Annotated in this window: 16 protein-coding genes; 5 read left to right on the forward strand and 11 right to left on the reverse strand. The window is 63.8% G+C overall.

The window, feature by feature from the left end:
• Positions 1–41 precede the first annotated feature (41 nt).
• The 6 genes from BMZ42_RS00305 to BMZ42_RS00330 all read right to left on the reverse strand — a co-directional run bounded on the left by BMZ42_RS00305 (position 42) and on the right by BMZ42_RS00330 (position 6926).
• Complete coding sequence (locus BMZ42_RS00305; protein ID WP_091517398.1) at positions 42–593, reverse strand: DUF924 family protein; 552 nt, start codon at positions 591–593, stop codon at positions 42–44.
• 11 nt (positions 594–604) lie between these two features.
• Positions 605–2239 carry an ABC transporter ATP-binding protein gene (locus BMZ42_RS00310; RefSeq protein WP_091517400.1) on the reverse strand — a complete coding sequence of 545 codons (1635 nt, stop codon included), beginning with the start codon at positions 2237–2239 and terminating at the stop codon, positions 605–607.
• Positions 2239–3195 (reverse strand): ABC transporter permease, encoded by a 957-nt coding sequence (locus tag BMZ42_RS00315; RefSeq protein ID WP_091517401.1) that lies wholly within the window; start codon positions 3193–3195, stop codon positions 2239–2241. Before BMZ42_RS00315 ends, BMZ42_RS00310 begins: the two co-directional genes overlap by 1 nt.
• Positions 3196–3199: 4 nt before the next feature.
• On the reverse strand, positions 3200–4183 hold the full coding sequence (locus tag BMZ42_RS00320) for an ABC transporter permease (protein WP_091517403.1): 984 nt from the start codon (positions 4181–4183) through the stop codon (positions 3200–3202).
• Between the two features lie 171 nt (positions 4184–4354).
• Positions 4355–5935: an ABC transporter substrate-binding protein gene (locus tag BMZ42_RS00325; RefSeq protein WP_091517404.1), complete on the reverse strand. Its 1581-nt coding sequence runs from the start codon at positions 5933–5935 to the stop codon at positions 4355–4357.
• 454 nt (positions 5936–6389) lie between these two features.
• The gene (locus tag BMZ42_RS00330; RefSeq protein ID WP_091517406.1) at positions 6390–6926 is read right to left on the reverse strand and encodes a TetR/AcrR family transcriptional regulator; all 537 of its coding nucleotides are present in this window, start codon (positions 6924–6926) and stop codon (positions 6390–6392) included.
• 146 nt (positions 6927–7072) lie between these two features.
• Between BMZ42_RS00330 and BMZ42_RS00335 the strand changes: the two genes are divergently transcribed.
• On the forward strand, positions 7073–8194 hold the full coding sequence (locus BMZ42_RS00335) for an efflux RND transporter periplasmic adaptor subunit (RefSeq protein WP_091517408.1): 1122 nt from the start codon (positions 7073–7075) through the stop codon (positions 8192–8194).
• Entirely contained in the window at positions 8191–11274 is a 3084-nt protein-coding gene (locus BMZ42_RS00340; protein ID WP_091517409.1) for an efflux RND transporter permease subunit, read from the forward strand. The genes BMZ42_RS00335 and BMZ42_RS00340 overlap by 4 nt, the downstream gene beginning before the upstream one ends.
• A gap of 99 nt (positions 11275–11373) precedes the next feature.
• On the opposite strand, the gene BMZ42_RS00345 is transcribed toward BMZ42_RS00340, so the two are convergent.
• Positions 11374–12300, reverse strand: a complete 927-nt coding sequence (locus BMZ42_RS00345; RefSeq protein ID WP_091517411.1) for a hypothetical protein — start codon at positions 12298–12300, stop codon at positions 11374–11376.
• A gap of 146 nt (positions 12301–12446) precedes the next feature.
• On the opposite strand from BMZ42_RS00345, the gene BMZ42_RS00350 reads away from it, so the two are divergent.
• Positions 12447–13766 (forward strand): NAD(P)H-dependent oxidoreductase, encoded by a 1320-nt coding sequence (locus BMZ42_RS00350; RefSeq protein WP_091517413.1) that lies wholly within the window; start codon positions 12447–12449, stop codon positions 13764–13766.
• Positions 13767–13772: 6 nt separating this feature from the next.
• Here the strand turns inward: BMZ42_RS00350 and proC are convergent, their stop codons facing one another.
• Complete coding sequence (gene proC / locus BMZ42_RS00355) at positions 13773–14585, reverse strand: pyrroline-5-carboxylate reductase (protein WP_091517414.1); 813 nt, start codon at positions 14583–14585, stop codon at positions 13773–13775.
• Between the two features lie 192 nt (positions 14586–14777).
• Between proC and BMZ42_RS00360 the strand changes: the two genes are divergently transcribed.
• Both BMZ42_RS00360 and BMZ42_RS00365 read left to right on the forward strand, forming a co-directional pair.
• Positions 14778–16604 carry a hypothetical protein gene (locus BMZ42_RS00360; RefSeq protein ID WP_091517417.1) on the forward strand — a complete coding sequence of 609 codons (1827 nt, stop codon included), beginning with the start codon at positions 14778–14780 and terminating at the stop codon, positions 16602–16604.
• A 110-nt stretch (positions 16605–16714) separates the two neighbouring features.
• Positions 16715–17611 (forward strand): bifunctional methylenetetrahydrofolate dehydrogenase/methenyltetrahydrofolate cyclohydrolase, encoded by an 897-nt coding sequence (locus BMZ42_RS00365; RefSeq protein WP_091517418.1) that lies wholly within the window; start codon positions 16715–16717, stop codon positions 17609–17611.
• Between the two features lie 167 nt (positions 17612–17778).
• Here BMZ42_RS00365 and BMZ42_RS00370 read toward each other — a convergent pair whose 3' ends face one another.
• The 3 genes from BMZ42_RS00370 to BMZ42_RS00380 form a co-directional block, all read right to left on the reverse strand.
• Positions 17779–18570: a TIGR02186 family protein gene (locus BMZ42_RS00370; protein ID WP_091517420.1), complete on the reverse strand. Its 792-nt coding sequence runs from the start codon at positions 18568–18570 to the stop codon at positions 17779–17781.
• Positions 18571–18572: 2 nt separating this feature from the next.
• Positions 18573–19496: a sulfite exporter TauE/SafE family protein gene (locus tag BMZ42_RS00375; protein ID WP_091517780.1), complete on the reverse strand. Its 924-nt coding sequence runs from the start codon at positions 19494–19496 to the stop codon at positions 18573–18575.
• 194 nt (positions 19497–19690) lie between these two features.
• The gene (locus BMZ42_RS00380; RefSeq protein WP_091517782.1) at positions 19691–23248 is read right to left on the reverse strand and encodes an SEL1-like repeat protein; all 3558 of its coding nucleotides are present in this window, start codon (positions 23246–23248) and stop codon (positions 19691–19693) included.
• Positions 23249–23316: the final 68 nt, after the last annotated feature.

Raw genomic sequence — 23316 nt, forward strand, 5'->3', positions numbered from 1 at the left:
ACAATTTCGAGCGGTGCAAGTCTTCAGCAGGCAGGATTGCGCTATTGGCCGTATCCTGGGTGGCTTTCCAGAAGTTCGACTTCCGCTGCGGTGCTTTCGCGGCCCAGCGCCTTGTTCCGGTGCGGGAAGCGACCGTATTTGGCGACCATGTCACGATGCTCGATGGCGAATTTCAGGCCGTTCTCGTTGCCGAGGCTACGGAACAGGTCGACGCATCTTTCCTGGTCCGCCATCACCTCGGAGTGCATGAGCGGCATGTACATGAACTGCTTTTCGGTGTCCGACAGCTGCCGGTCGAATTCCCGGTCGAGCGCGCGACGGGAAAGTCCGAGCGCCATGTCGTCGGTGCCGAACGCCGCCGGCGAGCCGCGATAGATGTTGCGCGGGAACTGGTCGAACAGGATGATCGCGGCCAGCGCCGTGCGAGCATCTTCCACGCTGTCGACGCGGAAGTTGCTGCGCATGTCCTGATAGAGCGGTTTGAAGCGCGTCTTGATCGTCTCGTCGAGCGTCTTGTCGCCGCCAAACCAGTCCTGTGCGGTCAGTTCCTTGAACCAGAAGTCCAAAACTTCATCGACCCATTTTTCGCTCATCGCGAACTCCTTCAGTTTACCTTCGAGATGTCCGGAACCGCGTTCAGGAGCATCTGGGTATATTCGGCCTGCGGGTTGTCGAAGATGTCGTCAACCTGACCCTGTTCCACCAATACACCCTTGCTCATGACACCCACATCATCGGCCATCTGGCGCACAACCGCGAGGTTGTGGCTGATCAGAAGATAGGTGAGGCCATACTCGTCTTGAAGGCTGCGCATCAGGTCGAGCACCTGCGCCTGCACCGACACGTCGAGCGCTGACGTCGGCTCGTCGCAGACGATGAATTCCGGCTGGCTCGACAGCGCGCGGGCAATGGCGATGCGCTGGCGCTGGCCGCCCGAAAATTCGTGCGGGAACTTGCGCATCGAGATCGGGTCGAGACGCACCTTTTCCAGAAGGTCCGCCACCCGCTCTTCGGCTTCGCGCTTGTTGGCGACCAGCTTCAGCGCCCGCATCGGCTCGGCGATGATGTCGCCGACGCGCCAGCGCGGGTTGAGGCTGGCATAGGGATCCTGGAAGATCATCTGCACCCGCTGGCGGCGCTGCTGGGTGCCCGAGCCACCGGCCCAGATGTCGTCGCCCTCGAGGAGCACCTGGCCGTTGGTTGGCTTGATCAGGCCGACGAGCATGCGCGCGCAGGTCGACTTGCCGGAACCCGATTCCCCGACCAGCCCGTAGGTCGAGCCCTTGCGGATGTTGAAGGAAACATCCTGCACTGCCTTGACGACGGTGCGCTTGGAGCCCTTCAGCATGCGGTCGAGCATGCCCGGCGACAGGTCGAAGTCGCGTGTCAGGTTCTTCACCTGCACCAGCGGCGTTGCTGCCGGCGGCACGTCGTGGCGGCGCGTCTCGTCCTTGATCGACGGGATCGAGTTGATCAGGTTGATCGTATACTCTTCCTGCGGACGCTTGATGATGTCGCCGACGGAGCCCGTCTCGACGATCTTGCCCTTGTTCATCACGATCATGCGGGTGGCCGTCTCGGCAATCACGCCCATGTCGTGCGTCACCAGCATCACGGCAGCACCCCGGCTTTCGCACAGCTGCTTCAAGACGCGGATGATCTGCGCCTGCACCGACACGTCGAGCGCCGAAGTCGGCTCGTCGGCGATGATGAGGTCGGGCTCCGCCGACAGCGCGAGCGCGATCACGACGCGCTGGCGCATGCCGCCCGAAAACTGGTGCGGATAGCTGTCGATGCGCGTTTCGGGGGAGGGGATGCCCGCCTCCGCCAAAAGGTCGATCGCCCGCTGACGCGCCTGCGCCTCGTTCATCGGCAGGTGGCGGCGGATCGTCTCGATCAGCTGTTCACCGATGGTGTAAAGCGGGTTCAGCGAGGTCAGCGGGTCCTGGAACACCATGCCGATGCGCTTGCCGCGCAGCTTGGCCATCTCGTCGGGGGGCAGATTGTCGATGCGCTGGCCGCTCAGATAGACCTCGCCGCTGGCAATGCGCCCCGGACGGTCGATCAGGCCGATGATGGCCGAGCCGGTCATCGACTTGCCGGCGCCGGACTCGCCCACCACGCCAAGGATTTCCCCCGGCATGATGTCGAACGAGACGCCGTTGACGGCGGTGAAGAGACCGCGTCGAAGTGGAAACTCCACCACGAGATTGCGGACTGAAACGATAGGTTCGCTCATCAGCGCAGCCTCGGATTCAGCGCATCGCGCAGCCAGTCGCCCAGAAGGTTCACGGCCAGCGCAAGCAGGATGAGGGTGATGGCGGGGAAGAACAGGATCCACCATTCGCCCGAGAACAGGAACTGCTGGCCGATGCGGATCAGAGTTCCCAGAGATGGCTGGGTTGGCGGAACGCCGACGCCGAGGAATGACAAGGTCGCCTCTTCGATGATCGCCAGCGCGAGGCCAATGGTCGCGATCACCAGCACCGGTGCCATCACGTTCGGCAGCACATGGCGCACGAGGATGAACAGCGGATGCACGCCCATGATGCGGGCGGCCGACACATAGTCCTTCTGCCGCTCCACCATCGTTGCGCCGCGAACGGTACGGGCGAACTGCGCCCAGTTCGACAGGCCGATGGCGATGATCAGAACCCAAAGGGCCATGTTTTCCTGCTTGCTCGGCGGAATGATGCCGCGCGCAATGCCGAAGATCAGCAGTGCAATCAGGATCGCCGGGAACGACAGCTGGATGTCGGCGACGCGCATGATCACCGCGTCCGTCTTGCCGCCGACATAGCCTGCGGTCAGGCCCAGCGAGATGCCGATCAGCATCGCGAAGGCCGTTGCCAGAACGCCGACGAACAGCGAGACGCGGCTGCCATAAAGAATGGTGGAAAAGACGTCGCGGCCCTGATGGTCGCTGCCCATCAGGAAGTAGTTGCCCATCATCGACTGCGAGTTGGGCGGCGTGAAGCCGTCCATCAGGTTGAGGCTCGACGGGTCGAACGGATTGTAGGGCGCAATCCACGGCGCAAGCAGCGCCGCGCCGATCAGCAGCACGGCGACGATGGCCGCCACGATGGTCACCGGCGAGCGCCGGAACGAAAAGAAGATGTCGGAGTCCCACATGCGATAGAGGCGCGATCTGGGTTTGGCGGCCGCCGGAGGGGCCAGGTTCGGTTGAGTTGTCATGGGGCTACTTTCCCGATCCGGACGCGTTGATCCGCAAGCGGGGATCGACTGCGTAGTAGAGGATGTCGACGATCAGGTTGATGACGACAAAGACGAAGGCGATGAACATCAGGTAGGCCGCCATCACCGGCACGTCGACGACCTGCACGGAGTTGATGAACAGCGAGCCGACGCCCGGCCATTGGAACACGGTTTCGGTGACGATCGAGAACGCGATCACCGAGCCCAGCTGCAGACCGGTGATGGTGATGACCGGCACCATCGTGTTCTTCAGCGCGTGGCCGAAATTGATCGCCCGGTTGGACAGGCCGCGGGCGCGCGCGAACTTGATATAGTCCTGGCGCAGCACTTCCAGCATTTCGGCACGCACCAGCCGCATGATCAGCGTGAGCTGGAACAGCGACAGGGTGATGGCCGGCAGGATCAGCGAGCGCAGCCCCGATTCCGTCAACAGGCCGGTCTTCCACCAGCCCAGATCGACCACCTGGCCGCGCCCGAATGAGGGCAGCCATTGCAGTTCGACGGCAAAGACATAGATCAGGCCGATACCGATCAGGAAGGTGGGCAGCGACACGCCGACCAGCGACAGCGTCATCACGACGCCGGTCAGGAAGCTGCGTGGCTTGAGCGCGGTGAACACGCCGAGCGACAGGCCGAACACCAGCGCGATCAGCGCCGAGGCGAAGGCCAGCTCGATGGTTGCGGGCAGGCGGCTCATGATCAGTTCCGTCACCGGCGTCTGCAACCGGTAGGAAATGCCGAATTCGCCCTGCAGCGCATTGCCGACGAAACGACCGAACTGGACGTAGAACGGATCGTTCAGGCCAAGGCGCTGGCGAAGATCTTCGAAGTCTTCCAGCCGCGAATCCTGTCCGAGCAGCGAAGCTACCGGGTCGCCGACATAGCGGAAGAGCATGAATGAGATGAGAGCGACGACGCCCATCACGACGATGGACTGCGCGAGCCGTCTCAGGATGAAGGCAAGCATGGTTTTATCCCCGTCTAGGCGTCTTGTTCGAAAACCCTACGAACAGCGCAAGCTGCACAAGCCACGGCTTCCGGCATGCGAAAGTCGGGCGCTGCGAGACTATGATTTCGGGATGCTAACGAAAAAGGCCCGCGCCGCAATGGCTGCGGCGCGGGCACTTGTTCTCGTCGGTTACTGTCCGATCGTGATGTTATACAGGCGCGGCTGGTTTTCCGGATGAACCGCCAGCGACAGGCCGTCCTTCATCGCATAGGCCAGCACCTGGTTGTGGATCGGCAGCAGGACGCGATCTTCCTGAACCTTCGCCCAGATCTCTGCAATCGTCGCGTTGCGCTTGTCGAGATCGACTTCGGTGCCCAGCGACTGGATCTTGGCGTCCAGTTCCTTGTTGGAGTAGCCGCTCGGGTTGTAGGCGCCGTAATGGCCTTCCTTCGAGTGGATAAGGTCGTTGAAGACATAAGCCGAGTCAAAGGTTGGAACACCCCAGCCGAGCAGGTAGAAGTCTGTCTCTTCGTTCTGGATCAGCGGCGAGTGCTGGGTGACCGGACGCGATGCCAGCGTCACCTTGATGCCGATCTGGCCGAGCATGCCGACAACGGCCTGGCTGATCGCCTCGTCGTTGATGTAGCGGTTGTTCGGGGTGTCGAGCGTGATGGTGAAGCCATCTGCGTAGCCGGCATCGGCGAGCAGCTTCTTGGCGCCTTCAATGTCAGCCTTTTCCGGATAGGCGTCGAGTTCTGGCGTCCAGCCATTGACGAAGGGCGGGTTGGCGACGCCGGTCGGCATCGACTGGCCGCGCATCACAACCTGCTTGATCGCGTTGCGGTCGATCGCAAGATGCATCGCTTCACGCACGCGCACGTCGCTGAGCGGGTTCTTGTCGGTGATGTTGGACGTCTTCAGCGGGGCTTCCGAGACGCGGTAGCCGAAATAGATGAAGCGGTTTTCCGGGCCGGTTTCGACCTTGAGGCCAGCGGTGTTGCTGAGGCGCTCGATGTCCTGCACCGGCACGTCCTGGACGAGATCGACTTCGCCCGACAGAAGCGCTGCCACGCGGGTCGCGTTGTCGGCGATCGGCAGGAAGATGATCTCGGTCACTGCCGGCTTGGTTTCAGCCCAGTGGTTTTCGTTGATCTTGAGCACCGAACGCACGTCCGGGTCACGCGATTCCAGAATGTAGGGGCCAGTGCCGTTGGCGTTGCGCACGGCATAGTTGTCATCGGCGGAGCCAGCTTCCTGAACCGTCACGGCGTTGTTCGCCTCGGTCCAGGTCTTGTCCATGATGAAGGTGTTGGTCAGGTTGTTCGGATAGAGCGGCGACGGGCCGGCCATCTTCACTTCGACGGTGTGGTCGTCCACAGCGGTGACGCTCTCGACCGATGCGTGCAGCTGCTTCATGTTCGACTTGTCCGAACGCGCGCGGTCGAGCGAGAACACGACGTCTTCTGCGGTGAAGTCCGCGCCATCGTGGAACTTGACGCCTTCGCGCAGCTTGAACACCCACACGTTCGGGTCGTCGGCCTTGACGCTCCAGTCGGTTGCCAGACGCGGGATCAGCGAGCCGTCGACTTCACGATCCACCAGCGTCTCGTAGATGTGGTGAGCAAATGTGTGCGTCACGCCCTGGTTCTGCGAGTGCGGGTCGAGCGTCAGCGAGTCCGAGTTGCGAGCCCAGCGAACCGTTTCGGCCGAAGCCGGCATGACAGCGGCGCCGATCGCAATGATGCTCGCAGTAAGAAGAAGTTTGCGCATAGTGGTTCCCAAACCTTATTGCTTGTTGTTGCGTTCCCCGTGAAGGCCTGAGCCCTGCCCACGATTGGGCAACACCTTAACGAGGGGGAGCGCGTTTGGAAAGCGCCCTTTTTACAGGCTGGGCGACGCCACTTTGTTGTTATCTAAGCAATTGATTTCATTGTCACAAACGGGAATTTTCTGTGGATTTCCGGGTGCCGGGATGCCGAATCCGAAGGGCCTCGAAATGCGAAATTTCTCCGCGTTGTTTCAATCTTGAAATATTGTTCGCCGAACAGGCCGTCGCGCGACATATTCCACCGGCAGCCTTGTGGACAAATTTGCCCACTACTTGGCTGGCAAGTGTCTTTGGCGTTTTTTTATCCGATTTGGGGTGTTCCGGCGCGTCTACTTGGCGCATTGCAGTAGATGGCGGTCGCGCCTCTGCGTGACCGGCCTTGCCCGCTCCGGGTGGTCAGTCCCGGACCATCTGACGCAGCCGGGCCACGACGTCGTCGAAAATCGTTTCGGGAAGATGCTGGAAGTCAAAAAGGGCGTTCGATCGGATGCCCTGCAATGCAAGATATGCGATCGTTGCGTCGGTCCGGTCGCGGGCCGAGGACTGGATGCGTTCCAGAAGCGCAGTGTGCTGCTTGCGGATCGGCTCGATGAATTCGGGGTTTTCGGCAAGGGCGGCGAGGAGTCCCGAAGGCGGCGGTCGCCCGAAGCTGCGTTCCTGCACGAACATCTCGACAACGGCTGCGCCGACATTGCCGCTCTGGCTGCTGCCAGTGCCGATCCTTGCCGCCAGCTCGGCTTCGAACTGTTCGATGAAGCGTTCGACCAGCGCTTCCAGCAGCTTGGCCTTGGTGGGGAAATGATAGAGCAGGCCGCCCTTGGAGACGCCCGCCCGCGCGGCAACCGCGTCCAGCGACATGTTCCCGGCGCCATTTACATGGGTCAGTTCTTCTGCAGCGCGAAGCAGGCGGCTGCGAACGGTTTCCTTGGGCATCCGGTCCAACTGGCGATCATCCTCCTTGACATAACCGTCCAGACGGTACAGTAACGTTCATCTAACAGCAACCCTGACGTGCTAGGTCTTTACCGAAGCGCCTCCGGGCCCTATGTTTTTTTACCCACTGCTGGGAATCTCGACCCATGATAAAGCGTTTTCTAATCGCCATCGTTCTGCTCGTGCTCGTGGCCGGCGGGGTGGTCGGCTTCAACATGTTCCGCGATCAGGCGATCGAGCAATTCTTTGCCAATATGCCGGTCCCGAACGTCACCGTCTCCGTCACCAAGGCTGAGCCGTCCACCTGGACCCCTTCCATCGAGGCGATTGGCACCGTCAATGCCGCGCGCGGCGTCGATCTGACCGTCGAGACGACGGGCATCGTGCGCAGCGTTGACTTTGAGGCAAACCAGATTGTCGAGGGCGGCGCCCTGCTGCTTCAGCTGGATGACGACATCCAGCAGGCGGATCTGGAAGTGGGCCGCACACAGGCCGAACTGGATCGCCAGAATCTGCGCCGCTCGCAGGAATTGCAGCAGCGCGGCGTCGGCTCCAGCGTCTCGCTTGAGGCGGCTCAGGCAGCTGCCTCGGTTTCGGCAGCTCAGGTTTCGCGCCTTGAATCGGTCACGGCCCAGAAAAAGCTGGTTGCCCCGTTCAAGGGCACCATCGGCATTCCGCGTGTCGATCCGGGCCAGTATGTCTCGCCCGGCACGATCATCGCGACGATCCAGGATCTGGAAACGATGCGCGCCGACTTTACCGTTCCCGAGCAGCAGCTGTCGTCGGTCAAGATCGGCCAGCGCGTGCGTCTTGGGGTTGGCGGCAGCGATTATCCGTTCACCGGCGAAGTCATCGGCATTGATCCCAAGGTCGACCCGGCCAGCCGTCTGGCTTCGGTGCGCGCGCGGATCGACAACACCGATGGCGCGCTGACGCCGGGCCAGTTCGTCGAGATCAAGCTCGACCTCGACGCCGAGGAAAACATCATCGCCCTGCCGCAGACCACCGTCGTCACCAGCCTTTATGGCGACTATGTCTATGTCGTGCGCGAGCGCGAAAAGCAGGAGGGCCAGGAAGAGGCGCAGCTGGAAGTCCGTCAGGTCTTCGTTCAGGTTGGTCGCCGCGCCGGAACGCTTGTCGAGATCGCATCGGGTGTTGCGGCGGGGGATCAGGTCGTCAATGCTGGCCAGAACCGTCTCAACAATGGCTCGCCGGTTGTCATCGACAACACGATCGACCCGTCGAAATCGCAGGCGGCAGCAAAATGAATTTCTCCGCTCTCTTCATTCGCCGGCCGGTCCTGTCGACCGTGCTGGCACTCCTGATCCTGCTTCTGGGATTTCAGGGTCTGTTCAACCTGCAGGTGCGTCAGTACCCGGAGGTTGAGGAAACCGTCATCACGATCACGACCGTATATCCGGGAGCCAGCGCCGAGCTGATCCAGGGCTTTATCACGTCGCCGATTTCGTCCGCCGTCTCGACCACCGAGAACGTCGACTATGTCACGTCGCAGAGCCGTCCGTCGGCCAGTGTCGTGACCGTCCAGATGCAGCTTGGCTCCAATCCGGACATCGCGCTGACCGAAGTCATGTCGAAGGTGCAGCAGGTGCGTGGCCGGCTTCCGTCCGACGCTGATGATCCGATCATCGTCAAGGGCACCGGCATGCAGTTCGCCACGATGTATCTGGCGATGCAGAACCCCAACATGACGCCCGAGCAGCTCACCGAATATATCGAGCGCGTCGTGCGTCCGCGTATGTCCACCATCGAGGGCGTTGCCGAGGTCCAGATCATGGGCGCGGCCAACTATTCGATGCGGGTGTGGATCGACCCGATCCGTCTTGCCGCGCATGGTCTGACCGCCACTGAAGTTCTGGCCGGCATCAACGCCTCCAACTTCCTTGCGGCGCCGGGCAAGACCCGCAACGAATATGTCACCTATTCGGTGAACATGGACTCCACGCTGCAGACCCCGGAAGCGTTCGGTGCCCTGCCGCTGCGCGCCAAGGGCGACGATGTCGTGCGTCTGCGTGACGTTGCCCAGGTGGAGCTTGCCGCCAAGAGCAGCGACATGGTGGTGAACTTCAACGGCCAGCCCGGCACGTTCATCGGTGTCTTCCCGACACCGTCGGCAAACCCGCTGACCACCGCTGCGGCCGTTCATGCCGAGCTGCCTGCAATTCAGGCGAGCCTGCCGGATGGCATGTCGATCACTGTCATGTTCGACGCGACGGAATCGATCAGCGCGTCGATCACCCAGGTGTTCAAGACCATCGCCGAGGCGGTTGTCATCGTTGTGCTGGTGATCCTGCTGTTCCTAGGCTCGTTCCGTTCGGTGCTGATGCCGATCATCACGATCCCGCTGTCGCTGATCGGCGTGTGTTTCGTTCTTCTCACCCTTGGCTATTCGATCAACCTGCTGTCGCTGCTGGCGATGGTGCTGGCGATCGGCCTCGTCGTCGACGACGCCATCGTCGTGGTCGAGAACATCCACCGTCACATCGAGGACGGCATGGCGCCGATGAAGGCGGCCTTTGTCGGCATGAAGGAGATCACCGGCCCGGTCATCGCCATGACGATCACGCTGGCAGCCGTTCTTGCGCCGCTGGCCTTTACCGGCGGCCTCACCGGCGCGCTGTTCCGCGAGTTCGCCCTGACGCTGGCGGGCGCAGTTGTCATCTCCGGTCTCGTCGCCTTGACGATCACCCCGATGATGTCGGCCCGTCTTCTCAAGCGTGGCAATCACAGCCGTTTTCAGATCATCGTCGACAGCACCTTCGAGAAGCTTGCCAATGGCTATGAGCGGCTCGTGTCGGGATCGCTGAAATATCGCCCGGTGACGCTGCTTGTCGTGCTTGTGCTGGTCGGACTTACCGGCTTCATGTTCGTCAAGACGTCGTCCGAGCTTGCGCCGGAAGAAGATGAAGGCGCGCTCTTCTCGCTGGTGACCGCGCCGCCTTACGCGACGACGGACTACACCCGCTCCTATACCGACCAGATGCGCGAGCTGACCAAGGACATCCCCGAGCTTGACGCGAATTTCTCGATCGTCGGTTTCGGCGGCCAGACCAATTCCGGCATCGCGCTGTGGGCGTTCAAGGACTGGTCGCAGCGTGAACGGTCGCAGAAGGAACTCCAGCAGGAGATCCAGCAGCGGCTGACGAAGATTGCCGGCGTGCAGGCACTGGTGTTCGCGCCGCCATCCCTTCCGGGTGCCGGTGGCGGCCTGCCGATCTCGCTGGTCATCCAGTCGACCGGCGATCCGAGCCAGGTCTTCGAGGTTGCCGACGAAATCCGCCAGAAGGCGCAGGCGTCGGGCCGCTTCCTGTTCGTGCAGAACTCGCTGTCGTTCGACGCCCAGCAGGTCACGGTCACGGTCGACCGCAACCGTGCTGCCGCGCTCAACCTGCCGGTTCGCGATGTCGGAAACACGCTCAGCCTGCTCGTCGGCGGTGCCGCCGTCGCGCAGTTCGAGCGCGATTCCAACAGCTACGACATCATCCTCCAGGTGCCGCAGGAATATCGTGACAACCCGGCGCGTCTGGGCGACTTCTTCGTGCGCAGCACCACCGGCCAGATGGTTCCGCTCTCTGCCGTCGTCGACATCACCACTGGTGTTTCGGCGGCTGCCATCGAGCAGTTCAACCAGCTCAACTCGGCGACGATCTCGGCTCTGCCGATGATCGGCATCTCCACCGGCGACGGCCTTGCCGCGCTTGAGGAGATCGCGCGGCCGCTGCTGCCCGATGGGTTCTTTATCGACTATTCGGGCCAGTCGCGTCTGGAAGTTGCGCAGGGCAACACCATCCTGATCGCTTTCGCGCTTGCCGTCATCGTGATCTATCTGGTGCTGGCCGCTCAGTTCGAAAGCTTCCGTGATCCGCTCATCATCCTGATGACGGTGCCGCTGTCGATCTTCGGCGCGCTGTTGCCACTCAATCTTGGGCTGGCAACGCTCAACATCTACACGCAGGTCGGTCTGATTACGCTGATCGGCCTGATCACCAAGCACGGCATCCTGCTGGTGGAGTTCGCCAACCAGCAGCGTCACGAACACGGGCTCAACCGCTTCGAGGCCATCGTCGCTTCGGCCAAGGTGCGCCTGCGTCCGATCTTGATGACCACCGCCGCCATGGCGCTCGGCGTCGTGCCGCTGATCCTGGCGTCGGGTGCCGGCGCTGCCGCGCGTTACTCGATGGGTCTGGTGATCTTCACCGGTCTGATCATCGGAACGATGTTCACCCTGTTCGTGGTGCCGATGTTCTACACCTTCATCGCCAGCAAGAGCGTCCACCGCATCGTCGACGAGAACGGCGACGATCCGGCGCTGGCCGAACCGGCCCACTGATCGCTGACAAACAAAAAGGCCGGGAATTTCCCGGCCTTTTTCTTGAGCTAAAGCAATTCCAGCAAAACTTACGCGGCGGCGTAGCGTCCGCAATTGCGTCTAGACGTCCATCTTGAGTGCTGCAATGCCGATGCTGGCCGCTGCGGCCGCTGGCGCAGGAAATGCCAGCTGCTCTTCATTGCCACTAAAGTCTTCGTCTTCAATAACTTGCGGCGGTTCATGGCCTTCCGCTAGGGCAGATAGGTGATTTGCCATTGCAGCAAAGCTGTGGGCGGCGTCGATGTTGCGCTGGGCTGCCACGCGGGCGCCGTTCAGGGTGTGGCAGGCGACTTTGAGTGCCTCTTGCGGGTCGGCTGGCGCGGTCTGTTCGATGGTCGCCAGATCGTCTTCGATTCGCTGCGCCAGCTTCTCGGCGCGTTTGGCCAGTTGCTCTGCGGCGGCGGCGATGTCGCCGGCCTGCGCCGCCAGTCGGGCATCCGGCAAGGTGGATGCGGCGAGCCTTGCTTCGAGGTTTTCCATCGCCCGGTTGAAGTCGTCCTGATAGGGGCGGTAAAGCTCCGGCAGGTCGACGGTGATGCGCACCTTGTAGTCGCCGTCGGCCAGCCGGCTGATCCCCGCGCCCAGCAGGCGCGCCACGGCGGCGTGGATCTTGCCGGTGCGGCTGCGGTCGGCAACGGCAAGGCGGCTGCGCTCCAGCGCAGCGGCCAGCGGCGCGGTTTCCAGCGCGTTCGGCAGCACCGGAATGGCGGTTTCGGTGGCAAACAGGCGCTCGACATTGCGCGTCATCGGATCGAGCAGTTCATGCAGCGCGCGCCGCGAGGCAACCCATGTTGCCGCCGCCACACCAAACGGGGCCAGCAGGAACGGCGCGACGACCAGCACGGCGCGCGCCTCGCCTTCGGGCACAAGGCTCCAGGCCAGAAGGCCGATTGCCGAGGCGCTGGCGGTGGCAATCCCCGCAGCCAGCGCGGGGTGCGCGGCGGGAGCCATCCGGCGCCCGGTTCCATGCTGTTCATTCTGGTTCATGCTAGCCTTGCTGCGCCACGTCAAATGACATCACCTATAGGCAACCAAGCTTGCACGAAGTTTGCGCCGGCTCACTTCGTCGCGCCACGGTTGAACAATCGCTGGCGCTCGTCTATTTCCGCGCAGACTGATCGAAGGATGCCTCCATGACCAATGTTGCCTTGACGGGCCTTGCCCGTGACCTTGCACAAAGGGCTGCGGAAGGCCGCCCCGTTCGGATCGGGGTCGTGGGTTGCGGCGAGATGGGCACCGACATCGTCACGCAGGTGGCGCAGATGCAGGGCATCGAGGTCGCGGCCATCGTCGCGCGTCGCCCGCATCAGGCGCACGATGCGGTGCGCATCGCCCAGCGCGAGGCTGACAGCGCCGTAGAGGTCCAGACCGATTCGGCGATCAGCGCCCTCATCGAATCCGGCAAGACCGCCATCGTGCCGGATGCCGACCTGCTGATGAACAATGGCCTCATTGACGTCATCGTCGACGCCACCGGCAAGCCGGTCGCCGGTGCCGAGATCGGCCTCAAGGTGATCGAGCACGGCAAGCATCTGGTGATGATGAATGTCGAGGCGGACGTGACCGTCGGGGCCTATCTCAAGCAGATGGCCGACAAGATGGGCGTGGTCTACACCGTCGGCGCCGGAGACGAGCCGTCCTCCTGCATGGAACTGATCGAGTTCGTCACCGCGATGGGGCACACGGTCGTCGCCGCCGGCAAGGGCAAGAACAACCCGCTCAATCATGATGCGACTCCGGACGACTATCGCGAGGAAGCGATCCGCCGCAACATGAACCCACGCATGCTGGTCGAGTTCGTTGACGGGTCCAAGACCATGGTCGAGATGACCGCCATCGCCAACGCCACCGGCCTCGTGCCCGACCTTCCCGGCATGCACGGCCCCGCCGCCACGCTCGAGCAATTGCCCAAGGTTCTGTGCCCGGTCGAGGATGGCGGCATCCTGTCGCGCAAGGGCGTGGTCGATTATTCGGTCGGCAAGGGTGTTGCGCCGGGCGTGTTCGTCATTGCCGAGATGGCGCATCCGCGCCTGCGCGAGCGCATGAACGACCTGAAGCTGGGCGAGGGGCCGTACTTCACCTTCTTCCGCCCCTATCACCTCACCAGCCTTGAAGTGCCGCTGTCCTGCGCGCGCGCCGTCATGTATGGCAAGGCCGACATGGTGCCGCTGCAAAAGCCGGTCGCCGAAGTCTGCGCCGTTGCCAAGCGCGATCTTGCGCCCGGCGAGCGTCTCGACGCCATCGGCGAATACACCTACCGCTCATGGGCAATGTCGGTCGGCGATGCGCGCGCTGCCAATGCCGTGCCGTGTGGCCTGCTGGAAGGCGGCACTGTCACCGCGCCGATCGCCAAGGGTGAGCTGATCACCTATGCCAACGCGGCCCCGCAGCCGGATTCGCCGCTTGTCGCCCTGCGCCGCAAGCAGGATGAGATGGTCGCGGCGCTGGGCTGACCGCGCCTATTTGCCAAGCTCGATGGAACGCAGGCGGGCGGCTTCTACCGCGTCGCCGACCAGTTTCTTCAGCCGGTCTTCGCCCATCAGCACGTTCAGCGCCGCGGCGGTGGTGCCGTTCGGGCTCGTCACCTGCCGTCGCAGTTCGCCCGGCTCGTCGCTGCTTTGCGCGGCCAGCGAGGCTGCGCCATAAACCGTCTGCATCGCCAGAAGCTTTGCCGTCTCGCTTGGCAGCCCCGCCGCTTCCCCCGCTGCCGTCAGGCATTCGATGAAATGAAACACATAGGCCGGGCCTGAGCCGGAGACGGCGGTCACCGCGTCCATCTGTGCTTCGTCCTCAATCGTGGCCACAGCGCCGCTCACCGCCAGAAGGTCGCGCACATGGGCGTTGGTCGCGGTGTCGACATGGGCGTTGGCATAGACCACCATCATGCCCTTGCCGATCGCGGCGGGCGTGTTGGGCATGCAGCGCACGATCGCCGCCTCATCGCCAAGCAGCGCAGCGAAGGTCGCAACCGGCGTTCCGGCGGCCACGCTGATAAAGGTCGCGCTGTCGCTGAACCGCGCATAGGCTGGCACCACATCGAGGATCGACTGCGGCTTGACCGCAAACAGCACCAGCCGTGGCGCTTCCGCGTCGCTGATCGCGGCAGCGTCTTCATGGGCCTGCACGCCCAAAGCGGCGGCGCGTTCGCGCAGGGCCTGCGCCGGTTCGATCACGATCACGTCTTCAGGCTTGAGATGCCCGGCGGCAATCCAGCCTGCCAGCATCGCGTAGCCCATGTTGCCGCATCCCACCAGAACCAGTTCCGCCGCCATGTGTTATCTCCTGATTGCCGCCGTTCGCCGGTCGGTCGCATCATCTATGCATAGCGCGCGCATCCTCCATTGCAACCGTTTGCCACCGGCGCGAGCCTGGCGGTTAACGTTTTGTTTCCCATCCGCGTTTAGCTTGGCTTAACCATGGAACCGTCCGGTTCGTGCCGATTTGCATAGCCTGAGAGCCACCCGATGCCTCGCCTGGATGATCAGTTCACGCCGTCCCTTGCGCCTTCGCTTCCGGCGACGGCAAGTTCCGCGCGCCGCGCCATCATCGGTTTGACGCTGGCCGGGGCAGTGGCGGGAAGCCTTGTTGCGCTGGCCTGGCCTGCCACCTTCCGCGCCACCAGCGAGGTGATGCTCGCGCCCTCCGTCGCCGCTTTGCCCGATGCAACCTCAAGCGCACTCATCGACGGCCAATTGCGCGCGCTGCGCTCGGGGGCAGTTCTTCGCGCTGCGGTCGAGCAGCTCAATCTTGCCGCCGATGGCGAGTTCAACGGCAACGATGCCGGCCCCTTCGGCCTTGGCGGCACGCTTGCCAATATCGGCAGGCTGGTTGCCGGCGACGGGGCGATGATCGACGAACGCCGCCAGCGCGCCGTCGAGACGCTCGCAAGCCGCATCGACTTTGAGCGCATCGGCAATTCGCCGCTGGTGGCAATCTCGGTCCAGACGGCCGACCCGCAAAAGTCAGCTGACATCGCCAATGCGCTGTCCCAGCTGTTCGTGGCCGAAATCACCGGCTCGACCATCGCCACGCAAGCCCAGGCGAATCACGAAGCGCTCAAGGGCGAGCTTGTGGCTGCCGAGCGCGCCGTCGCCGCGTTTCGCACCGAAAACGGCCTGCTGGCCTCCGCCGAAGAGATCGACCTTCTCACCGAGCAGCTGGCTTCCGCCCGTGCGCGCACGGTTGCGCTCAACACGCAGATTGCCGCCGCGCGTGACCCAGGCATCGACCTGATGGCGACCGGCTCGATCACTCCTTCCGATGCAGCCGCGGGGAACGTCTCCGCGGTCGACGATGTGCGCCTGCGCGTCGCCGATCACAGGCAGCGCGTCGATGCCCTGTCGGCCCGCCTCGGCCCGCTTCATCCCGAACTGATCAGCGCCAAGGCCGAGCTGGACAGCGCCCAGCGCGAACTCGATGCCGAGACGCGTCGCCTTTCCTCGGCGCTGCAAGGCGAGCTTGCCGCCGCCGTGCGTCAGGAACAGGAATTTGCCGCCCGCGTGGCGCAGGTGAAGAGCCAGGGCGAGGGCGCCGACGACAAGCTGTCGATCCTGCGCGATCTTGAGCGCGTGGTCGAAGAGCGCCGCGCGGCGCTGGAGGCGGCCAGGAACGACACCGCTGCAGCCAGTTTCGCTGGCGACGGAACGCGCATCGTTGCGGCGGCAGACACGCCGTCGCAGGCGTCGGTTCCGCCCTTGCCGGTGCTGTCGCTCGCCGGCGCGCTTGCGGGGCTACTGTCGGGCCTCGGCCTGAGCGCATGGCGGCGTGAGCGCGACGAGGGCGAGCACGAAGACGCCTATCGCGTCGATGACGAAGCGCCGCAGGATTTTGACGAGCATCACCACTGGGACGAGGACGAGGGTCACCTGTCCGAAGCCGACACTCACCATAGCGAGGCACCCGAGATGTATTCCAATTCCCGCCGCAGCCGCCGCGACGAGCCTGCCCACTACGCGCAGCCTGAACCGGTCACGCAGGCCCATTGGGCGCCCCAGCACCCCGCACCACAGCCAATGGCGGCTCCCGCAGCCTGGCATCAGCCCCAGCAGGCTCCCGCCTACGCCCAGCCCTATCCGGGCCAGCAGCCTTATGCCCAGCCGCAGGCGCCGACGGTGGTTTATGTGCCGGTCGCCGTCCCCGCGTCGATGCACCAGCATCTGACACAGGAGCAGCTGGCGCTCCACGCCTTCATCGACCAGCGCACCGATGCCGCACTCGACGAAATTCGTCACAGCCTGCGCGCCTTGCGTGAAGCGATCGAGGATATCGCCGAGGATCGCTACTACAACTGATTGCGACCGACTGCCGCTCTGTCGCCTTTGCTGCCGCCATCGTCGCCTTCTGCGCTTGAATTGCGCTTCAGGGGATGGCACTTCCTGTGCAACGAATGCGGAGAGGGCAGATGGCTCAGCTAATTGACGGAAAGCAGATCGCCGAGACGGTTCTGGCGACGGTAACGCAGACGACCGGCGAACTGTCCGCGAGGGGCATCACACCCGGCCTCGCAGTGGTCATCGTCGGCGAGGATCCCGCCAGCCAGGTCTATGTCGCGTCGAAATCGCGCAAGGCCAAGGAATGTGGCTTTCATTCCGTCCAGCACACGCTGCCTGCCGATACCGATCAGGCGACCCTCGTCGCCCTCATCGAAACCCTCAACGCCGATCCTGCCATCCACGGCATCCTCGTGCAGCTGCCGCTGCCGGACCACATCGATTCCGGCGTCATCATCCAGACGATCTCGCCTGAAAAGGACGTTGACGGCTTCACCTTCGTCAATGTCGGTCGCCTTGGCACCGGCGAGATCGACAGCGCCTTCGTGCCCTGCACCCCATCGGGTGCGATGATCATGATCGAGCGGGCCCGTGGCCGCGACCTGTCCGGCCTCAACGCCGTCGTCGTCGGTCGCTCCAACATTGTCGGCAAGCCGATGGCCAACCTGCTTCTGGCCGCCAACTGCACCGTCACCATCGCCCATTCGCGCACGGCCAATCTGCCGGAACTGTGCCGCAGCGCCGACATCCTCGTTGCCGCGGTTGGCCGTCCGGAGATGATCAAGGGCGACTGGGTCAAGCCCGGCGCAACCGTCATCGACGTCGGCATCAACCGTATTCCGGCCCCGGAAAAGGGCGAGGGCAAGACGCGCCTTGTCGGTGATGTTGCCTATGACGAAGCCGAGAAAGTTGCCGGTGCAATCACCCCCGTTCCGGGCGGCGTTGGCCCGATGACGATTGCGCTCCTGATGGCCAACACCCTCGTCGCCGCCTGCCGCACCGCCGGCATCACCCCGCCGAGATTCTAGCGCCTGTCTCCCGAAAGTGGGAACCGGTTTCGGGCACAAGACATGCGCAAGAACAAGCACGTCTCCCGAAAGTGGGCACCGGTTTCGGGCACAAGACATGCGTCACCAAAAACACATGAAGCGTGTGCTGCGACGTCGGAAGAACGCGACACGCTTTAGCCCGCCCATCAATCCTTACGGAATATCAGCCTGCCGAGCCAGCCGGTCAGAAAGGCCAGCAGCACGGCGAAGATGCCGTAGGCGAGGCCGTTCGTCTGGGCGTAGCGATAGATGCTCTGTTCGAAACCGGCCTTGGTGATCACCAGCTGCGCCGAATTTTCCTTGATGAACGCGCCGTTCTTGAACAGGAAGGCGCGGGCGCGGTGGGTGCCCACCGGCACGTTCGGCGCCAGATGCAGCGAGGCGCGGAACAGGTTCTGCGACAGGAATTGCACGCCGCCGATGCGCTCGCTGTAAAGCCCGCTGGCGCGCTTGCGCTCGCGCAGCGCGGCGGTGAACTCGGTGATCGTCGCGGCATCGCCGTTGCGGTCATAGGGCGTCACCGTGACGTTCTCGCTGCCGAGCGCCATCTGGCGGTAGTTTTCCGGATAGGTGATGTCCTGCAGCGCGCGCGATGTGGCCAGCGAATAGGACACCGGCACGTTGAGGAAGGTTTCCGACTGGGTGTTGATCCACATGCCGAGCACGCGGGTTTTCTTGCGCACCACCACCGGGCGCGGCGGGCCTTCCAGCACCACGATCACATCATAGCGGCCCTGGCGGCTGACCAGCGGATCGGCATTGTCGAGCGCGCCGAAAATTGTCAGGTCCGCGCCGGAAAAGTCGGTGGTGATCGACACGCGGTCGGTGGAAAGACCGATCTGGATGTTTTCCTGCACCGGGTTTTCCGGCGCCTGCGCGTGCGCAGGGGCCGGGGCCGTCAGCATGAGGGCAAGGGCGGCGAGGGCGAGTGTCCTCATCCTCACAGCCCCGAAAGGGAAGAAAGCGAATAGGGCGAGCTTGGCGGCACGAACAGATCGAACCCCAGCCGCATCGCCACCGCCAGCACCAAAAGCGCCAGGAGGGCGCGCAATTGTTCGCCGCGCAGCTTCTGGCCCGCCCGCGCGCCATATTGCGCCCCGGCGACACCGCCGACCATCAACAGGAAGGCCAGCACGACGTCGACCGTCTGGTTGGTCGCCGAGTGGACGATGGTCGTGTAGGCGGCGGTGAAAATGATCTGGAACAGCGAGGTGCCGACAACCACATTGGTCGGCACCTTGAGCAGATAGATCAGCGCCGGAACCATGATGAAGCCGCCGCCCACGCCCATGATCGAGGCGAGGAAGCCAATGAACACGCCGATCACGATCACCGGAATGACGCTGACGAACAGCTTGGAGGTGCGGAACCGCATCTTCCAGGGCAGCCGGTGAATCCAGTTGTGCTGCGTTGCCTTGGGCGCTGTGCCGGGCAGGGTGCCTCTGGCCCGCTGGATCGCGCGCACGCTTTCCACCAGCATCAGCGCGCCGACAGTTCCCAGCAGCACGACGTAGAGCAGCGACACGAACAGGTCGAGTTGGCCGACGCTGCGCAGCAGCGAAAACACCCAGACGCCCACCGTCGAGCCGACGACGCCGCCTGCCAGCAGCACGGTTCCCAGCTTGAAGTCGATGGTGCCCTTCTTGAGATGCACCAATGCGCCTGAAACCGACGACGCGACCACCTGGTTCGCGCCGGTCGCCACGGCGATGGCTGGGGGAATGTTGTAGAAGATCAGCAGCGGCGTGATCAGAAACCCGCCGCCGACGCCGAACATGCCTGAAAGAAAGCCAACGGCAGCCCCCATGGCCAGTAGCATGACCATGTTGACGGACATTTCTGCGATCGGGAGATAGATGCCCACCGCCAAACTCGACTGCTCGTGACCTGACTCAGGAACCGTTCCATCACAACGTGGTCAGGACGGTCATTCGTTCTTGCGCCTGCGCCGGCGCGAAGTCAAACCGCAGGTTCCATTTAGCGCGGAAAACGGAAGCTTTTGCAACCGTTTGCGGCTTTCGGCTCCAGCGAACTGAAATTCCCCACCTGGTCGAAGGCTCAGCGCCGTTCCAGCAGCGCCTTGACCAGCGCTTCATCGACCTCGCCGGTCGCCAGCATGCCGTTGTCTTTCTGGAATGCGGCGATGGCAGCCACCGTCTTCTGCCCCATCAGGCCGTCCTCGGTGCCGGCTGCGTAGCCGTTCTTGTTGAGGATGTGCTGGATGTTGCGCACAGCCTGGGTCATGTCGACGCTGGCGGTGGTCGTGGTGTCCTCGCTCCAGCTTTCGGGGCTGGCGACGTCGTTGGCTTCCGCGCTCGGGGTCTTGGCGCGCCACAGCTCGACGGCGGCGCGGGCGGTCTCCAGCTGCTCGGGGCGCAATGCCTTGGCGACTTCGTCGCGCTTTTCAGCCGCGTCCTTGTCGCCGCTCTGCGCCACCAGCGCGAACCATTTGTAGGCTTCGCTCAGATTCTGCGTCAGGCCGACCCCCTTGGCCGACAGGATCGCCAGGTTGAACTGGCTGTCGGTGACGCCGAATTCGGCGGCTCTGGAGAACCAGCGCGCGGCGGATTCATTGTCGGTGGTGCCATCGGCGCCCATCGCAAACAGCACGGCAAGATTGTGCATCGCAGCTGCATTGCCCTGTTCGGCGGCGAGCTGGTACCAGGTCTTGGCCTGTGCGACGTCGCGTTCGACGCCGTTGCCCTTCTCATACATGTTGCCGATGCGGTACTGCGCCGGGGCCAGCCCCTGTTCGGCGGCCTGGCGGTAATAGTCGGCTGCAGCGCTCATGTTGACGTCGCCGCCGCGCCCTTCGGCATAGCGGTTGCCGATTTCGAACAGCGCCTTGGCGTCGCCGGCAGCAGCGGCTTCGCGCAGCGGCAATGGGCCTGCATCCAGCGGGATGGTTTCGGCCTGAACCTGCGGCGCTTCGACGGCAGGTGCGATCTCTTCAGTCGCCGCTGCGCTATCCTCGGTCGCCGTTTCCTCGACAGCCTGCGTTTCGATCGGGCTTGCCGCCTCGACATTCAGCCAGTCGGTGCTGGCAGCCTCGCTTGCCTGCACCGATGTTTCGGCCAGCGGCGGCACAGCGACGGGATCGGCGAAAGCTTCGGCGATTTCGGTTGCCGCTGGTTCGACGGCATCTGCGATCTCGACCTGGCCCTGTCCCATCAGGCCCTTGCCATATTGCAGCGCTGCCAGTGCCAGAAGCACGGCGGCAACGCCCATCAGCACCGGCTTGCGGCGGCCTTTCAGCGTGTTGAGAAGGCTGCCGGAGCCGCCCTTGGTTGCGGGCTCAGCGGCCTGTTTCTTCATGCCGCCGGCTTCGGCAGCGGCGGCCTGCGCGGCGCGGCGCGCGGCGGCGATGAAATCTGCCTTGGCAGCGTCCGCTTCCGCACCGCGACCCGACTGGCCGCGTTCGTCGCGCACACGGCGCATGATCGCGTTAAGGTCCGGCGCGCCGGAGCCCGGCTCCAGCGGACGGTTTGCCAGTTCTGGGTCGATCCGCACTTCCGGGTCGATTGCAGGCGCTGCGCTTGGTGCCGATGCGCCATCCGCCCCGCCCTGATCTGCGGCAGTGGCGGCCTTCTGTTCCGTCGCCTTGCGGCCTGCAAAAGCCCGGCTCAGCCCGCCGAGCATCGAGCGCCGCTTCTTGACGGTGCCATCGGCTTCCGCCTTCGTTGCGTCCAGCGCTGCGCCTTCGAGGTCGAGTTCAGCCTCGACGCCAAGCGAATCGAGCGTCACCGCATCGTCAGCCGGGGCAATCGAGGGCGTGTCCTTCATGCCGAAGGTGCGTTCGCGCGTTGCGGTCTGCAGTGTTTCGACCGCGCCGAGGCGGTCGACGATCTTCAGCAGCGTGTCGTGGATTGCCTCGAATGTCTTGCCATTGCGCTCGTCCGACTTGCGCGTCAGCGTTTCGAGCGACTTGAGGTCTTCGACCAGCCCGACCACCAGCAATCCTTCGCCGGTTCCCGGCTGGAATGCGCGCACGGCCTCTTCTGCCGCCTGGCGGGCGGCTTCCATCACGTCGTTGCGGCCCTCGGCGATTGACTGCTCGATCTGGTCGAGGCGCGGCAGCAGCTGCGCGGCTTCGGCGCTGGGCTGCGGCTGCGCGATATGGGCCGTCAGCCCGGCGATCTGCGCTTCAAGGCTGCGGATGAGGTTGGGGTCGACGCCGGCCTGCTGCGGCGCGGTTTCGATATGGCTGGAAATTGCGTCGAGCCGCGCTTCAAATTCGCGAATCGCGCGGTCGTCCTGCGCGGTGCTTTTCTGGTCGATGCGGGCGGCAAGCTCGGCAAAGCGCGCATCCATCGTCTCCAGCAGATAATTGTCCTGCGCCAGCGCGTCGTCCTGGCGCTGCTGCAAGGTCGCCGACAGCGACAGGAACCGGTCTTCGATGCCGCGGAACACATCGTCGATGTCGCCGGCCTGCGGCGTTTCGTCGAGCTTGCGCGAGATCTGTTCGATCTGCGCCGCCAGGCGGTCGATGGTGGCGCCGGGAATGTCGACGCGGTCGGCAATCTCGTCCATCCGCCGCGCCAGCACCTCGATCTGGACGCCCAGCGAATGCGAATTGTTGTCCTCGACCACCTTTTCGAGCTGACGCGCCATCATGGCGATGCGCTGCTCCAGCCGCTCGAACGGCTCGCCCTGCATCGACGAAACCGATGCGCTCACCGATGTCTCGATGGCGCGCGCGATTTCTTCGAGGCGGTCCTCGATGGTCGCCAGTGTTTCCGGCGCAATCCGGTCCTGCCGGTGGGCGATCCGCTCCACCGTGCCGCTCAGTGCGCGCATTTCGTCTTCCAGCGCCAGCATCGACACCGATGTCGGCAGCGCCTTCACCGCGTCGCCGATCTGCTCCAGCCGTGCCGACAGCGAATCGAGCGCGGCATGGCCCGCCGTGTCGTGGCGATCCTGCTGCAGATGGCTGGCAATGTCGCTCCAGCGCTGGTCAAGTTCGTCCCAGCGCCGGTCGAAGGCGCGCACCGTGTCTTCACGGGCCATCTGGCCCAGCGCGCGCTTCATGTCCTCCATCTCATCACGCAGAAGCGCGATCTGCCGGTCGCCCGGCTGGCCACTCATCTTGTGGATCATCGCGGCAAGGCGTTCGAATTCGACGCTCAGTTCGGCGACGTGGCTCGCCGGGGCTGCCGTGTGCAGCGCGTGCCGGATGTCTTCCTTTAGTCGGGCAAACTCTTCGCGCAGGCCCGCGCTCATCTGCTGGCGCAGCTCTGCGCGCAGGGTGTTCAATTCGTCGGCAACGGCACGTTCATTGAGCGCGCGTGTGCCGTAGGGCTCGCGCCGGTCGCCGGCGCTGCGCTCAAAGCGCGGGCGGCCACCTGTTGCGGCGCCCATTGATGCTGGCGCTGCGGCATAGGCCGCACGCCGTGGCGCGGCTGGCTCATAGGGCGGCGTATGCGACGTGGCGGAAGACAGGCGCTGGCTGCGGGTGCGCAAGCCAGCGGCTTCACTGCGCGGCTCGCGTGTCGGGCGCATTCTCTCCAGACGGCTTTCCAGTTCGTCCAGCGTGCTGCTCAGCTGCTCCAGCGAGGTGCTGGGGCGGCGTCTGCGACCTGCATTCATCGAATCAAGGTAGGACTGTCTGTTGTTCATCGAAGCGTCCGCCGCCGCATTGAGTGCCGAAGTGCCGGCTGTTTCTGCCTGGTCTGCCAAACGCCTTG

The organism is Aquamicrobium aerolatum DSM 21857 (genome assembly GCF_900113935.1).
Classification (GTDB): Bacteria; Pseudomonadota; Alphaproteobacteria; order Rhizobiales; family Rhizobiaceae; genus Aerobium; species Aerobium aerolatum.

What these genes read in the sequence shown, in the direction of transcription:
- BMZ42_RS00305 (WP_091517398.1), bottom strand. Translation starts at nt 593, where the DNA reads ATGAGCGAAAAATGGGTCGATGAAGTTTTGGACTTCTGGTTCAAGGAA.
- BMZ42_RS00310 (WP_091517400.1), bottom strand. Translation starts at nt 2,239, where the DNA reads ATGAGCGAACCTATCGTTTCAGTCCGCAATCTCGTGGTGGAGTTTCCA.
- BMZ42_RS00315 (WP_091517401.1), bottom strand. Translation starts at nt 3,195, where the DNA reads ATGACAACTCAACCGAACCTGGCCCCTCCGGCGGCCGCCAAACCCAGA.
- BMZ42_RS00320 (WP_091517403.1), bottom strand. Translation starts at nt 4,183, where the DNA reads ATGCTTGCCTTCATCCTGAGACGGCTCGCGCAGTCCATCGTCGTGATG.
- BMZ42_RS00325 (WP_091517404.1), bottom strand. Translation starts at nt 5,935, where the DNA reads ATGCGCAAACTTCTTCTTACTGCGAGCATCATTGCGATCGGCGCCGCT.
- BMZ42_RS00330 (WP_091517406.1), bottom strand. Translation starts at nt 6,926, where the DNA reads ATGCCCAAGGAAACCGTTCGCAGCCGCCTGCTTCGCGCTGCAGAAGAA.
- BMZ42_RS00335 (WP_091517408.1), top strand. Translation starts at nt 7,073, where the DNA reads ATGATAAAGCGTTTTCTAATCGCCATCGTTCTGCTCGTGCTCGTGGCC.
- BMZ42_RS00340 (WP_091517409.1), top strand. Translation starts at nt 8,191, where the DNA reads ATGAATTTCTCCGCTCTCTTCATTCGCCGGCCGGTCCTGTCGACCGTG.
- BMZ42_RS00345 (WP_091517411.1), bottom strand. Translation starts at nt 12,300, where the DNA reads ATGAACCAGAATGAACAGCATGGAACCGGGCGCCGGATGGCTCCCGCC.
- BMZ42_RS00350 (WP_091517413.1), top strand. Translation starts at nt 12,447, where the DNA reads ATGACCAATGTTGCCTTGACGGGCCTTGCCCGTGACCTTGCACAAAGG.
- proC (WP_091517414.1), bottom strand. Translation starts at nt 14,585, where the DNA reads ATGGCGGCGGAACTGGTTCTGGTGGGATGCGGCAACATGGGCTACGCG.
- BMZ42_RS00360 (WP_091517417.1), top strand. Translation starts at nt 14,778, where the DNA reads ATGCCTCGCCTGGATGATCAGTTCACGCCGTCCCTTGCGCCTTCGCTT.
- BMZ42_RS00365 (WP_091517418.1), top strand. Translation starts at nt 16,715, where the DNA reads ATGGCTCAGCTAATTGACGGAAAGCAGATCGCCGAGACGGTTCTGGCG.
- BMZ42_RS00370 (WP_091517420.1), bottom strand. Translation starts at nt 18,570, where the DNA reads ATGAGGACACTCGCCCTCGCCGCCCTTGCCCTCATGCTGACGGCCCCG.
- BMZ42_RS00380 (WP_091517782.1), bottom strand. Translation starts at nt 23,248, where the DNA reads ATGAACAACAGACAGTCCTACCTTGATTCGATGAATGCAGGTCGCAGA.